The sequence below is a fragment of the Geodermatophilus sp. Leaf369 genome, assembly GCF_001424455.1.
Taxonomy (GTDB): Bacteria; Actinomycetota; Actinomycetes; order Mycobacteriales; family Geodermatophilaceae; genus Klenkia.
On the sequence record NZ_LMQA01000001.1, the window covers coordinates 1,384,230 to 1,397,203 of the forward strand.

General features: G+C 74.1%; 11 protein-coding genes. 1 reads left to right on the forward strand and 10 read right to left on the reverse strand.

Annotated elements, in window-relative coordinates; all coding sequences use genetic code 11:
* Nucleotides 1-27: 27 nt before the first annotated feature.
* The 7 genes from ASG36_RS06900 to ASG36_RS06930 all read right to left on the reverse strand — a co-directional run bounded on the left by ASG36_RS06900 (nt 28) and on the right by ASG36_RS06930 (nt 9,975).
* Nucleotides 28-2,040, reverse strand: coding sequence for a TPM domain-containing protein (locus ASG36_RS06900; protein ID WP_055761115.1), 2,013 nt, complete (start codon nt 2,038-2,040; stop codon nt 28-30).
* Between the two features lie 40 nt (nt 2,041-2,080).
* Entirely contained in the window at nt 2,081-4,039 is a 1,959-nt protein-coding gene (locus ASG36_RS06905; protein ID WP_055761118.1) for a TPM domain-containing protein, read from the reverse strand.
* 47 nt (nt 4,040-4,086) lie between these two features.
* A complete protein-coding gene (locus ASG36_RS06910; RefSeq protein WP_055761120.1) occupies nt 4,087-5,214 on the reverse strand; it encodes an ABC transporter ATP-binding protein in 1,128 nt (375 codons plus the stop codon).
* Nucleotides 5,211-6,245 (reverse strand): ABC transporter ATP-binding protein, encoded by a 1,035-nt coding sequence (locus tag ASG36_RS06915; protein ID WP_235494660.1) that lies wholly within the window; start codon nt 6,243-6,245, stop codon nt 5,211-5,213. The genes ASG36_RS06910 and ASG36_RS06915 overlap by 4 nt, the downstream gene beginning before the upstream one ends.
* Nucleotides 6,242-7,195 carry an ABC transporter permease gene (locus tag ASG36_RS06920; protein WP_055761123.1) on the reverse strand — a complete coding sequence of 318 codons (954 nt, stop codon included), beginning with the start codon at nt 7,193-7,195 and terminating at the stop codon, nt 6,242-6,244. The genes ASG36_RS06915 and ASG36_RS06920 overlap by 4 nt, the downstream gene beginning before the upstream one ends.
* Complete coding sequence (locus tag ASG36_RS06925) at nt 7,192-8,196, reverse strand: ABC transporter permease (protein WP_055761126.1); 1,005 nt, start codon at nt 8,194-8,196, stop codon at nt 7,192-7,194. Before ASG36_RS06925 ends, ASG36_RS06920 begins: the two co-directional genes overlap by 4 nt.
* A gap of 99 nt (nt 8,197-8,295) precedes the next feature.
* Complete coding sequence (locus ASG36_RS06930; RefSeq protein ID WP_235494662.1) at nt 8,296-9,975, reverse strand: ABC transporter substrate-binding protein; 1,680 nt, start codon at nt 9,973-9,975, stop codon at nt 8,296-8,298.
* Between the two features lie 235 nt (nt 9,976-10,210).
* Here ASG36_RS06930 and ASG36_RS06935 point away from each other — a divergent pair, with 235 nt between their 5' ends.
* A complete protein-coding gene (locus ASG36_RS06935; RefSeq protein ID WP_235494664.1) occupies nt 10,211-11,116 on the forward strand; it encodes an aldo/keto reductase in 906 nt (301 codons plus the stop codon).
* A 12-nt stretch (nt 11,117-11,128) separates the two neighbouring features.
* Here ASG36_RS06935 and recR read toward each other — a convergent pair whose 3' ends face one another.
* The 3 genes from recR to ASG36_RS06950 form a co-directional block, all read right to left on the reverse strand.
* Nucleotides 11,129-11,722: a recombination mediator RecR gene (gene recR / locus ASG36_RS06940; protein ID WP_055761134.1), complete on the reverse strand. Its 594-nt coding sequence runs from the start codon at nt 11,720-11,722 to the stop codon at nt 11,129-11,131.
* A 58-nt stretch (nt 11,723-11,780) separates the two neighbouring features.
* Nucleotides 11,781-12,113, reverse strand: a complete 333-nt coding sequence (locus ASG36_RS06945) for a YbaB/EbfC family nucleoid-associated protein (RefSeq protein WP_082522835.1) — start codon at nt 12,111-12,113, stop codon at nt 11,781-11,783.
* A 124-nt stretch (nt 12,114-12,237) separates the two neighbouring features.
* Nucleotides 12,238-12,891, reverse strand: coding sequence for a TetR/AcrR family transcriptional regulator (locus ASG36_RS06950; RefSeq protein ID WP_055761140.1), 654 nt, complete (start codon nt 12,889-12,891; stop codon nt 12,238-12,240).
* Between the last annotated feature and the right edge of the window lie 83 nt (nt 12,892-12,974).

A 12,974-nucleotide genomic window follows, 5' to 3' on the forward strand; every position in this document is an offset into this window, starting at 1 on the left:
GTTCCTTCGTCGGGCAGCCGGGTCCTCCTAGAAGCTGCCGCCGCCCCCGAAGTCGCCCCCGCCGAAGTCCCCGCCGCCACCGAAGTCGCCGCCACCACCGAACCCGCCGCCGTTGCCGCCGCCCATGCCACCCAGCAGCAGCCCGCCGAGCAGGCCGCCGGCCAGGCCCGGCCCGAATCCGCTGCCGCCGTACCCGCCGCGGCCGTACCCGGGCCGGCCGTAGCCGCCACCGCCGTACTGGCCGTCCTGGTAGTCCTGCACGTCCTGCTGGGCGGCCTGCATCGCCTGCTGGGCCAACGCGTCGGCCCGCTGGGCGGACCGCAGTGCGGCGATCGGGTCGCTCGACCCGGACCGTGAGGCGTCGTCGAGGTACCGCTCGGCCTCGGCCAGCCGGGTGCGCGCCGAACTGCCGACGGCCCCGCGGCGGGTGGTGATGAAGTCCCCGGCCGCAGCCACCGAGGCGTCGGCCGAGCGGATCGCCTGCTGCAGGTGGGCGGTGGCCCGCTCCTGCTGCTGACGCAGGTCGCGCGCGGGCTCGAGCGCGGCCTCCAGCGCGAGGTCGGCCTCGTCGAGCCGGCGGGTCACCGCGACGGGGTCGGGCAGCGACCCGTCGGTGGGCTGCAGCGTCCCGACCGAGCCGGCCAGTGCTGCCTCCGCGCGGGCCAGCTGCTCGCGCAGACCGGGGGTGTCCACGTTGCGGGCGAGCATGGCCTTCGCCTCGGCGATGTCGCGCTCGGTCTCCGCGCGCACGGCCTCGAAGTGCCCGGGGGCGTCGCGCAGGTCGGCCACGGTGCGGTCGAGCGCGTCCAGCAGCTTGCCGGCCTCGGCCAGGGAGTCCTCCCCGGCCCGGAGGGCGGGGACGGCGCCGTTGGGTCGGCCGGCCTCGATCTCGGCCCGGCCTGCGACGACGAGCTGCTCGGCCCGTTCGATCCGGGCCTGCGCCTCGGCCACGTTGTCGGCCACCGGCGCCCACGCGGAGCGGGCGTAGCGCTCCGCGAGCCAGGTGAGCGTGCGCTCACCGTCGGGCAGCCGACCGCGCAGCCGGGTGGCGACGGGGGTCAGCGCCTCCAGTGCCTCGGGGGCGGAGTCGGCCAGGTGGCGCAGCTCGGCGTAGGACTCCCGCTGGCCCTCCAGCCGGGTGCGGGCGGTGCCGGTGAGCTCGAGCAGCTCGGTGAGCATCCGGCGCTGGGTGGGCTCGTCCTCGGGGATGTCGTCGTCGAGCTCCTGCCGGATGGTGAACGCCCGCGACAGCTCGGCCTTGGACTCCGCCAGCGCGTCGCCGAACCCGGCCACCGGGCCGTCGCCGTACTGCGAGCGGGCGTAGGCGAGGTCCAGCTCGGAGGTCTTGACCGCCTCGTCGAGGGCGAGCAGCTCCTCGCTGGCCCGGAAGGTCAGCTGCTGGGTCGGGGTGCCGTGGTGCGGGTCGGCCGCGGCCGCCTCGGCCTCCTCGCGCTCCCTGCGGGCCTGCGCCGAGGCCGCCGCGACCTTCTTCTTCCGGCGGTTGCGCAGCAGGGCGTACCCGCCACCACCGACGACGGCGATCCCGGCCAGCGCACCCAGGGCGATCGTGCCGCCGTCCCCGGGCTGGAGCTCCTCGGCCAGGGTCGTCGCCGCCCCGGTCCAATCGCTGCTGGAGAGCAGCGGGACGACGTCGGAGGACACGACGGCCTGCAGGTCGGCCTCGGTCGTGCCGTTGGTGTTCCCCGCGAGGCTGTAGTTCTGGTCGTCGACGGCGACGGCGAAGAGCACGTCGTCCCCGCCCATGCCGCGCTCCTGGTAGGCCTGCTCGGCCCAGGTGTCGGCGGTGGCACCGTCGAAGGTGCCCACGAAGACGACGTACAGCTGGGTGCCGTCGGCCTCCTGCAGCTGGGTGATGGCGTCCTGGACCTGCTGCTCCTGGCCGCTGTCGAGGACGTCGGCGTTGTCGGTGAGCTGCTCGGTGGGGGCGAACGGCTCCTCGGCCGCGGCGGGGCCCACGCCACTGAGGAGGACGGTGGCGCCGACGGCGGACCCGGCGAGGAGGCGGTACGGCAGACGCATGGCCCCATCGTCCCTCAGCGAGCTGTGTGCCCGCTGGACGTCAGAAGCGGCCGCCGGAACTCCGTCGTCCACCCGACCGGCCGCCGGAGCTCCGCCGACCCGAGGACGACGACCGGCCCGAGGACCGCGACGAGCGGGACGACGACCGGGTGCGGGAGCTGCGGTAGGACGACCCGCCCGACCAGCCACCCCCGGACCCGCCGAAGAACCCGCCACCCCCGCTGTAGCTCGAGTCCAGGTCCTGCTGCCGGCGCCGGGCCGCGGTGATGATCGAGACGGCCCGCTCGGCCAGCGACGAGGCCTGGCCGGCCTCGCTGGTGGCTGCCGCGGGGTCACCGGCCAGGGCGGCCTCGGCGGCGGCGAGGTGCCGCTCGGCCTCGCTGAGCCGGGTGCGCGACTCGGTGGAGGCGTAGGACCGGCCACCGGCCACGGCGGTGGTGGCGTTGCCGACCGCCATCCGGGCGCTCAGCACGGCCCGCTCGGCCCGCGCGGCGGCGTCCCGGCGGGCGGCGACGGCCTGCTGGGCAGCGCCGAGGGCGGCGTCCAGGGTGTCGTCGGCGGCGTCGAGCCGGGCCAGCGCGGTGAGCGGGTCCGGCGCCGGGCCGGTCGTCAGCTGGTCGGCGACCGCGAGGGCCTCCCGCGCCTGGCGCACCGGCTCGGCGAGGGCGGCGGCGTCGGCGGGGTCGGCCTGACCGGCCGAGACGATGCCGGCCTGCAGGTCGGCGCGGGCCTCGGCGACCCCGGTGGCCGAGGCCTGCACCTCCTGCTCGCGGGCCCCGACCGAGTCCAGCGCGAACTGGGCCGAGGCGACCGCGGCCTCCGCCGCACGCAGCGGGGACACCGCGGCGCCGGGCCGGCCGGCCTGCACCTCGCTGCGCGCCGCGGCGAGCGCCGCCTCGGCGGCGGCGACGTGCTGCCGGGCCTCGGGCACCGCCTGCTCGACCGAGGCCGCTACCGCCGGGGCCCACCGTCGGCGCAGCGCCTCGACCCGCTGCTCCTCGGCTGCGAACCGGCCGGTCAGCGCGGTCACCCGCGGGGTGAGCCCGTCGAGCACCCGGGGCGCGGCGGCCTCCAGGTCCCGCAGCGCGGCGAAGGCCGCCGCCTGGGCGTCGAGCCGGTCGTCGGCGGCCTGCACCAGCTCCAACAGCCGGGCCAGCATCCGCCGCTGGGTGGGCTCGTCCTCCGGTGTCTCGTCGTCGAGCTGCTGGCGGATCGAGAACGCCTCGGCCATCTCCTGCCTCGCCGTCCCCACCGTGCCGGCGAACTCACCGACCGCGGCCTCGCCGTACTGCAGCCGGGCGAAGTCCAGGTCCAGCTGTGAGGTGCGGACGGCCTCGTCGACGGCCAGCAGGCCCTCGCTGGCCCGGGCGGTGAGCTGCTCGGTGCTCTCGTCCGGGTAGGGACCGGCCTCGCGCACCCGCTCGGCCTCCTCGGCGGCGTCCCGGCGGCGCTTGACCACCAGGAACCCGCCGGCACCCACCGCGAGCACGCCGGCCCCGATCCCCAGGGCGGCCCACGGCGGCGAGCCCGGGGTCAGCCCCTCGGCCAGCGCCACCGCCGCAGCACCCCACTCGTCGTCGCCGAGCCGGGGCTCGACGTCGCTGACCGCCAGCTCGTCCATCTCGGCTGCGCTCAGCCGGAACCCGTCGGCCACGTCGATCCCGTAGGCCCGGTCCTCGACAGCGACGGCGAACAGCGCGTCGGAGGTGCCCAGCCCGGACAGCTCGGCGGTCTCGGTGGCCCAGTCGGGGCCGCTCTGCCCGTCGAAGGTGTCCACGAAGACGACGAACAACTGGGTGCCGTCGACGTCCTGCAGCTCCTGGAGTGCGGTCTCCACCTCGGCCCGGTCGGCGTCGGAGAGCACCCCGGCGTCGTCGGTGAGCTGGTCGGCCAGCCGGGACGGCTCCTGCGCCGACGCCGGGGAGGCCAGCAGCACCGGCCCGGCCATCAGCCCGAGGACGACGAGCAGGCGGGCCAGCGGGAGGGGCGGTCGGCGCATGGCGGCCATCCTGGCCCATGCCGGCCGCCCCATCCCCCTGCTCAGCCCTAGCGGCGCTCGATCGGCTGGTCGACCGCCACCATCGAGTCCGGGGCGACGTCGGCGCCGGTGGCCGCGACCGAGACGCCCTGGGTGGCGGCGACCTCCTCGGGGCCCTTGGGCAGCAGTTTCCCGTCCCGGACGTCCTCGGCCCAGTGGCAGGCGACCAGGTGCGCCGGGGCCAGCTCGCGCAGCACCGGCACCTCGGTGTCGCACCGGGTCTCCTGGCGCCACGGGCAGCGGGTGTGGAACCGGCAGCCCGAGGGCGGGTTCGCCGGCGAGGGCAGGTCACCCGAGAGCAGGATCCGCTCGCGGGAGTCCTCCACGACGGGGTCGGGCACCGGGACCGCGCTCATCAGCGACCGGGTGTACGGGTGCAGCGGCTGCTCGTAGAGCGAGTCGGCCGGCGCCTGCTCGACCAGCGAGCCCAGGTACATGACCCCGACGGTGTCGGAGATGTGCCGGACGACGGCCAGGTCGTGCGCGATCACCAGGTAGGTCAGCCCGAGACGGCCCTGCAGCTCCTCGAGCAGGTTGAGCACCTGGGCCTGCACCGAGACGTCGAGGGCCGACACCGGCTCGTCGGCGATGAGCAGGTCGGGTTCGACGGTGATGGCCCGGGCGATGCCGATGCGCTGGCGCTGACCGCCGGAGAACTCGTGCGGGTACCGGCGCAGGGCTGCCGAGGGCAGCCCGACGGCGTCCAGCAGCTCGCGCAGCCGGGTGGAGATGGCCGCCTTGTCCCCGCCCAGGCCGTGCGCCTTGAGCGGTTCGGCCAGCAGCGACTCGACGTCCTGCCGGGGGTCCAGGGAGCCCAGCGGGTCCTGGAAGACCATCTGCATGCGGCGGCGCATGTGCCGCAGCGGCTCGGGCTTCAACGAGGCGACGTCCACCCCGTCGAACCAGACCTGCCCGGCGGTGGGCTCCTCCAGCCGGAGGATCGCCCGCCCCAGGGTCGACTTGCCGCAGCCGGACTCCCCGACCAGGCCGTACGTCGTCCCCCGCTCGATGGACAGGTCCACGCCGTCGACGGCCTTGACGTGCCCGATCGTGCGGTCGATGAAGACCCCGCGCTTGATCGGGAAGTGCACCTTGAGGCCCTCGACCCGCAGCAGGGGTTCGGCGGCGGCGGTCACGAGGGGGCTCCTGCGGTCTGGGCGGCGGGGGTCAGGGGGTGCATGCAGCGCAGCTCGCGGGCGCCGCCGTCGGGGACCAGCGCGACCTCGCTGCCGGACACCTCGACCAGGCAGTCGTCCTCGGCCACGTCGCAGCGGGGGGCGAACGCGCAACCCTGGGCCCAGGGGATGGTGTCGCGGGCCGAGCCGCGGATGGGGGTCAGCGGGGTGCCGCGCCCGCTGTCCAGGCGGGGCACCGAGTTCAGCAGCCCGCCGGTGTAGGGGTGCCGGGGGCGGGCGAAGAGGTCCCGCCGCTCGGCGGTCTCGATGATCCGGCCGGCGTACATGACGTGCACCCGGTCGCACAGCCCGGCGACGACGCCGAGGTCGTGGGTGATCATCACCAGCGCCGTCCCGGAGCCCTGCACCAGGTCGCGCAGCAGCTCCAGGATCTGCGCCTGGATGGTCACGTCGAGGGCGGTGGTCGGCTCGTCGGCGATGAGCAGCCGGGGCGAGCAGGCCAGCGCCATCGCGATGAGCGCGCGCTGACGCATGCCACCGGAGAGCTGGTGCGGGTACTCCCCCAGCCGGCGCCGCGGGTCGGGGATGCCGACCCGGTCGAGCAGGTCGACGGCCTCGGCCTTCGCGGCGTCGCCCTTCATCCCGCGGTGCGCGGCGAGCACCTCGGTGACCTGAACGCCGATGGTGACCGTGGGGTTCAGCGAGGACAGCGGGTCCTGGAAGACCATCGCCATGTCCTTGCCGCGCAGCCTGCGCAGCGTGCGGTCACCGGCGCCGAGCAGCTCCTGGCCGTCCAGCCGCACCGAGCCGGTGACCTGCACACCCCGCTTGGGCAGCAGGCCCATGGTGGCCAGCGAGGTGACCGACTTGCCGCAGCCGGACTCCCCGACCAGGCCGACGGTCTCGCCCGGGGCGACGGCGAAGCTGACGCCGTCCACCGCGAGGGTGGCGGGCTCGCCACGTCGCTGGAACCGGACCCGGAGGTCGTCGACCTCGAGCACGGGTGTCTGGGGCACCTGCACGCCGCTCACCGCCGGAACTTGGGGTCGAGGGCCTCGCGCAGCGACTCCCCGAGCAGGGTGAAGCCGAGCGCGACCACGATGATGCACAGCGCCGGGTAGACCGCCAGCTCCGGACGGACCGAGAGCACCGCCTGCGCACTGGCGAGCATGGCTCCCCACTCGGGCCGGCTGATGTCGGGGTCACCGAGACCCAGGAAGCTCAGCGCCGCGGCCTCGATGATCGCCGTGGCCAGCGACAGCGTCGCCTGCACGATCACCGGGGACAGCGAGTTGGGCAGCACGTGGCCCAGCACGATCTTCCGGCGCTTGACGCCCAGCGCGCGGGCGGCCAGGGCGTAGTCGCTGTCCCGCTGGACCAGCATCGACCCGCGCAGCAGGCGGGCGAACACCGGCACCTGGGTCACCGCGATCGCGATCATCAGCGACAGCTGGTTGGCCCCCAGCAGCACCGAGACACTGATCGCCATGAGCAGGCCGGGGATGGACAGCAGGATGTCGACGAACCGCATGACGATCGTGTCGACCTTGCCGCCCAGCCCGCCGGCCAGGATGCCCAGCACCATGCCGACGGCCGCGCCGAGCACGGTGGAGACCACGCCGATGACCAGCGACTGCCGCGACCCGACGATCAGCCGCGAGAGGACGTCGCGGCCGAGCTGGTCCACGCCCAGCGGGAAGCCCTCCCGGGCGCCGGGGATGGAACCCTGCCGGACCTCCGAGAGCAGTGTCTGGGCGTAGGGGTCCCGGGGCGCGAGGAACGGCGCCAGGATCGCCACGACCAGGAACACGACGACGATGACCGCGCCGATGATGGCCACCGGGTCGCGGCGCAGGCGGCGGACGGCGCTGCGGAACAGCGACTCGCCACCGGCACCGGCCGACAGCGCACCGGCCCGGGCGGCCAGCTCGTCGATCTTCTCCCGGCGGCGTCCGCCGGGGACCAGGGTCGGGGCGCTCATCGGGTGCGCACCCGGGGGTCGAGCAGCCCGTAGGAGACGTCGACCAGCAGGTTCACCAGAACGTAGACCACCGCCAGGATGAGGATGAAGCCCTGCAGCAGGGCGTAGTCACGGTCGCTGATCGCCTGCCGCAACGCCGAGCCCACCCCACCGAAGGCGAAGACGGTCTCGGTGAGCACGGCCCCGCTCAGCAGCAGGCCGGTCTGCAGCCCGATGGTGGTGGAGACCGGGAGCAGGGCGTTGCGGACGACGTGCCGGTTGCGCACCGTCGTCGTGGCCAGGCCCTTGGCGTTCGCCGTCCGCACGTAGTCCTCGTTCACCACGTCCAGGACCGCGGCCCGGGTGATCCGCACGATGATCGCTAGCGGGATGGTGCCCAGCGCGACGCCGGGCAGCACGAGGTGGGTCAGGGCGTCCCAGGCGGCGTCCCACTCCCGGGTGAGCAGGCCGTCCAGGACGTAGAAGTTGGTGATGTGGGTGGCGTCGATGCGGACGTCCTGGCGGCCGGAGCCGGGCAGCCAGCCCAGCTCGACGGCGAACACCAGGCGCAGTAGGTAGGCCAGGAAGAAGACCGGGATGGTGACCCCGAGCAGTGAGCCGATGACCGAGGCGTTGTCGACGAAGCCGCCGTGCTTCTTCGCGGCCAGGTAGCCCAGCGGGATGCCGACGCCGATGGCGAAGGCCATCGCGAAGAGGGTCAGCTCGATGGTGCCGGGGAAGCGGAGGAAGAACTCCGAGGTGACCGACTGGCCGGTGCGGGCCGAGGTGCCGAAGTCCAGCTGGACCGCGCGGCCCAGGAACTTGAGGTACTGGACGTAGACCGGCTCGTTGAGACCGAAGGCCTCGTTGTACTCGGCGATGCGCTGCGGCGTGGCGCGCTCACCGAGGGCGGCGAGCGCGGGGCCACCGGGCAGTGCCCGCAGCCACGCGAAGAGCAGGATCGACAGCCCCAGCAGGATCGGGATCAGCTGCAGGAGCCGGCGGACGATGAAGCGCAGCACGCGTCGGTCAGCCTCTCGGGTCGGGAGCCGGGCCCGGCGGGGCCCGGACGGACCTCCGGCCGGCACCCCCGCGGAGGGGGCACCGGCCGGAGGGGTGGGTCAGTTGCCGATCGTGACGGTGGAGAAGTCCTCCGCCGACAGCGGGCTGGGGACCAGACCGTCGACGTCGTCGGCGACGACGAGCGCGTTCGGGCTGTGCGAGACCGGGACCGCCGGGAGGAAGTCCATGATCGCCGCGTTCGCCTCGGCGTACAGCTCGCCGCGGGCGTCGATGTCGGCCTCGCCGTCACCGGCAGCCAGCGCGTCGAAGACCGCCTGGTCGGACCAGCCGCCGAACTCGGCCTTCATCTGCCCACCACCGGCGTCGGCGAAGAACGTGCCGATGAAGTTGTAGGCGTCGTTGTAGTCACCGGTCCAGCCCAGCAGGTGGAGGTCGGCCTGCCCGGCGCTGACCGCGTCGAGGTAGTCCGGGTTCCAGGGCAGCGAGACGGGCTCGATGGTGAAGCCGGCGTCGGTCAGGTTCTGGCTGATGACCTCGAACATGGCGGCCGGGTCGGGCAGGTAGGGCCGGCTGACGTCGGTCGGGTAGTAGAAGCGCAGCGTGGTGTTCAGCGCACCGGCCTCGGTGAGCAGCTGACGCGACAGGTCGGGGTCGTAGTCGTAGGTGGTGACGTCCTCGGTCCACCCGTCGACGGCCGGCGGTACGAACTCGATGGCCTCCTCGGCGCCCTCGGGGAGCAGCGAGTTGACGATGGTCTCGCGGTCGATGGCGTGCGCGATGGCCTGCCGCACCCGGATGTCCTGCAGGGCCGGGTTGGCGTTGGTGCCCTCGACGTTGCCGCCGTTCATGCCCAGGTACAGCACGTTGAACGGGTCACGGGGCAGCACCTGGAACCCGCCGTCCTCCAGCGTCTGGTAGTCCGCCGGGGCGACCAGGTCGTAGCCGTCGATCGAGCCGGCCTGCAGCTCCTGGCGGCGGGTGTTGCCGTCGGCGATGGAGCGGAAGACGATCTCGGAGACCCCGGGCGCGTCGCCCCAGTAGTCCTCGTTGGCCACGATGGTGACCTCGCCGTTGCCCTGGTCCCAGCTGTCGAACCGGAAGGGCCCGGTGCCGGTCGGGTGCTCGAGGGCGTACTCGGTGTAGGTCAGCGCGTCGCCGTTGCCACCGAGCTCGTCGGCGTCGTACTGCTCGAGGGCCTCGGGGCTCTGCATGGCGAACGAGGGCAGCGCGAGGACGGCCGGGAACCGGCTGGTGACCTGGCTGATCTGCACCTCGGCGGTGAACTCGTCGGTCGCCTCGCAGCCGGCGTACAGGCTGGGGACGTCGGGCGTGCTGGCGAACCCGCCGAAGTTGTTCTGGTAGTACTCCGAGGCCGCGGGGCTGGCCGCGAGGCCCTCGAAGTTGTACCAACGCTCGAAGTTGAAGCAGACGGCCTCGGCGTTGAACGGCGTCCCGTCGTGGAACGTCACGTCGTCGCGCAGGTCGAAGGTGTAGGTCAGCCCGTCCTCGGAGGCCTCGTAGCTCTCGGCCAGCGACGGCGCGAGGTCCGCGGAGCCCTCCTCGTTGGTCAGCAGGCCCTCGTAGATCTGCCGGGTGACCCGGAAGGACTCACCGTCGGTGGCGAAGGCCGGGTCGAACATCGTCGGGTCGCCGGCCGCGCCGAAGACGAAGGTGCCCCCGGACGACTCACCGCCCCCGGCGCTGGTCTCCTCCCGGTCGCTGGAGGCGCAGGCCGCCATCGACAGAGCGGTGAGGGTGGCGGCCGAGACGGCCAACACACGTGTGGGGCGACGGTGCATCGCGGAAGACCTGCCTTCTCGGCCCGAGCGGGCCGGATGAGCTGATGCGTGACGGACCGAGGACGAGAGGACGTCCCGACGGCGAACGGGACGTTAAGCCCCGCCTGTGACAGTCGTGTGACCCGTCCGGGTGATCGTCACCGGATCGAGACCAACCCCGGCCCTTCGCCGGGGCAATGACGTGGGTCACCAGGAGAGGGGGCAGGATGGCCGGGTGAGCGCCGTCCTGGGACTCGGTCTGGCCGCGGTCGGCCGCCCCGCCTACATCACCCTGGGGCGCTCGGCCGACCTGCCCGCCGACCGCTCCCCCGCCGTACTGCAGGCCCGCGCGCACGAGCTGCTCGACGCCGCCACCGACCTCGAGATCTCCTACCTGGACACCGCCCGGTCCTACGGCCGGGCCGAGGAGTTCCTCGCCTCGTGGCTGCGCGGCCGGGACGACGACCCGTTCGTGGCCAGCAAGTGGGGCTACACGTACACCGCCGAGGACCCGACGGTGGACGCCGACGAGGTCAAGACGCACGACCTGCCCACCCTGGAGCGCCAGTGGGGCGAGACGCAGGCGCTGCTCGGGGACCGGCTGCGGCTCTACCAGGTGCACTCGCTGACCGCCGACAGCCCGCTCTGGGACGACGAGGCCCTGCTCCACCGCCTGGCCGGGCTGCGCGACGCCGGCACCGAGCTGGGCTTCTCCACCTCCGGGCCGGCCCAGGCCGACGCAGTGCGCCGCGGGACCACGCTGGAGGTCGACGGCGCGCGGCTCTTCGGCACCGTGCAGAGCACCTGGAACCTGCTGGAGACCTCAGCCGGCCCGGCGCTGGCCGACGCCCACGCCGCCGGGCTGCGCGTGGTGGTCAAGGAGGGCGTGGCCAACGGCCGGCTCACCGACCGCGGCCTGCCCGCCGACTCCCCCGTGCGCGGGGCCGGGGCGTCCCCCGACGCCGTCGCCCTGGCCGCGGTGCTGGCCCAGCCGTGGGTGGACGTCGTCCTCAGCGGTGCCGTCACGGTCGGGCAGCTGCGCTCCAACGCCGACGCCCGCGGACTGGACGTCGACCTGCCCGACCTCGCTGAGGAGCCGACGACCTACTGGGCGACCCGCAGCGCGCTGGCCTGGGCCTAGACCTCCGTCGCCTCAGACCCGCCGGCGGCCCTCGAAGGCCCGCCCGAGGGTGACCTCGTCGGCGTACTCCAGGTCGCCACCCACCGGCAGGCCGCTGGCCAGCCGGGAGACCGCCATGCCCATCGGGCTGATCAACCGCGCCAGGTAGGCCGCGGTCGCCTCGCCCTCCAGGTTGGGGTCCGTGGCGATGATCAGCTCGGTGACCGAGCCGTCCATCAGCCGGGTCATCAGCTCCTTGACCCGCAGGTCGTCGGGGCCGATGCCCTCGATCGGGCTGATCGCCCCGCCGAGCACGTGGTAGCGGCCGCGGAACTCCCGGGTGCGCTCGATGGCCACCACGTCCTTGGGCTCCTCGACCACGCAGATCACGTCCAGCGTGCGGCGCGGGTCGCGGCAGATCCGGCACTGCTCGCCCTCGGCCACGTTGAAGCAGGTCACGCAGAACCGGACCTCGGCCTGCACCCGCTGCAGCGCGGCGACCAGCCGACCGACGTCGGTGGCGTCCGCGGCGAGCAGGTGGAAGGCGATCCGCTGCGCGCTCTTGGGGCCGACGCCGGGCAGCCGGCCCAGCTCGTCGATCAGGTCCTGGACGGCGCCTTCGTACACGGGTGCTCCTGCGCTCGTCGGGTCGTGCTCGTGGTGCAGTGGCTCCTGGTGCTGCGGCTCAGAAGCCGGGCAGCCCCATCCCGCCCATGCCGCCGGCCAGCGGTCCCATGGTCGCCTGGGTCAGCTCACCGGCGGCGCGGTTGGCGTCGCGCACGGCGGCGACGACGAGGTCCTGCAGCGTCTCGACGTCGTCGGGGTCGACGGCGTCCTTCGAGATGGTGATCGAGGTCAGCTCACCGCTGCCGGTCATCGTCGCCGAGACCATGCCGCCGCCGGCGGTGCCGGTGACCTCGGCCTGGGCGAGCTCCTCCTGCGCGGACGCGAGCTGCTGCTGCATGGCCTGCGCCTGCTTGAGGATCTGCGCCATGTCGGGGGCTCCACCGGGTTGCATGCCCCGAGGGTAGGGGGTGGGTCCGACACCCTCGCCCCGGCGTCGATCAGCTCCGACGACCACCGTGCGTCCTCCTCCACCGACGTCGGTGGAGGAGGACGCACGGTGGCGGAGGAGGACGGGTCTAGCGGGCGGGGCGGGCGAGCTCGGCGACGCAGCCCAGGTCGTGCTGGGAGGGCTGCCGGGCCGGCAGCGGGCTGGGGGCCTCCCGGCGCGTGGCCAGCCCGTCGAGGGCCAGGGTCAGGAACCGCTCGCGGAGCTCGTGGTCCCCGGGGCCGCCGATCCGGCTGACCATCGCCACCGTCATGCCCAGGTCGAGCTCGGTGACGTCGGGGCGCAGCGCACCGGCCTGCTGGGCCCGCCGCACCAGCACCCGGACGGCGGGTTCGATCCGCTCCCGCCCGGCGGCGACCCGGTCGTGCCCGTGCCCGGCCGAGGACAGCACCTGCGCGAGCCCCCGGTCGGCCGCCTGGGTCTGCACCCCCCAGCGGGCGAAGGCGCAGAGCCCCTCCCACGCGTCCGCGTGGTCGGCCGCGGCCTCCACCCGGGCGACGACGTCGTCGACCTGCTGGTCGAAGAGCGCCTCGACCAGGTCGGCACGGTCGGGGAAGCGCCGGTAGACGGTGCCCACACCCACCCCGGCGACCCGGGCGATCTCGTCGAACCCGGCGGTCAGCCCGCGGTCGGCGTAGACCTCGCGGGCCGCCTCGAGGATCAGCAGGCGGTTGCGCTCGGCGTCGCGCCGCAACGGGCGCGCGGCCGGCGTGACGGAGGACATGACGCCATCGTAACCGAAGCGGAACAACCTCTCCGTTTTCCTTGCTACCGTCTCGACCGAACCGGAACGACCTTTCCACTTCC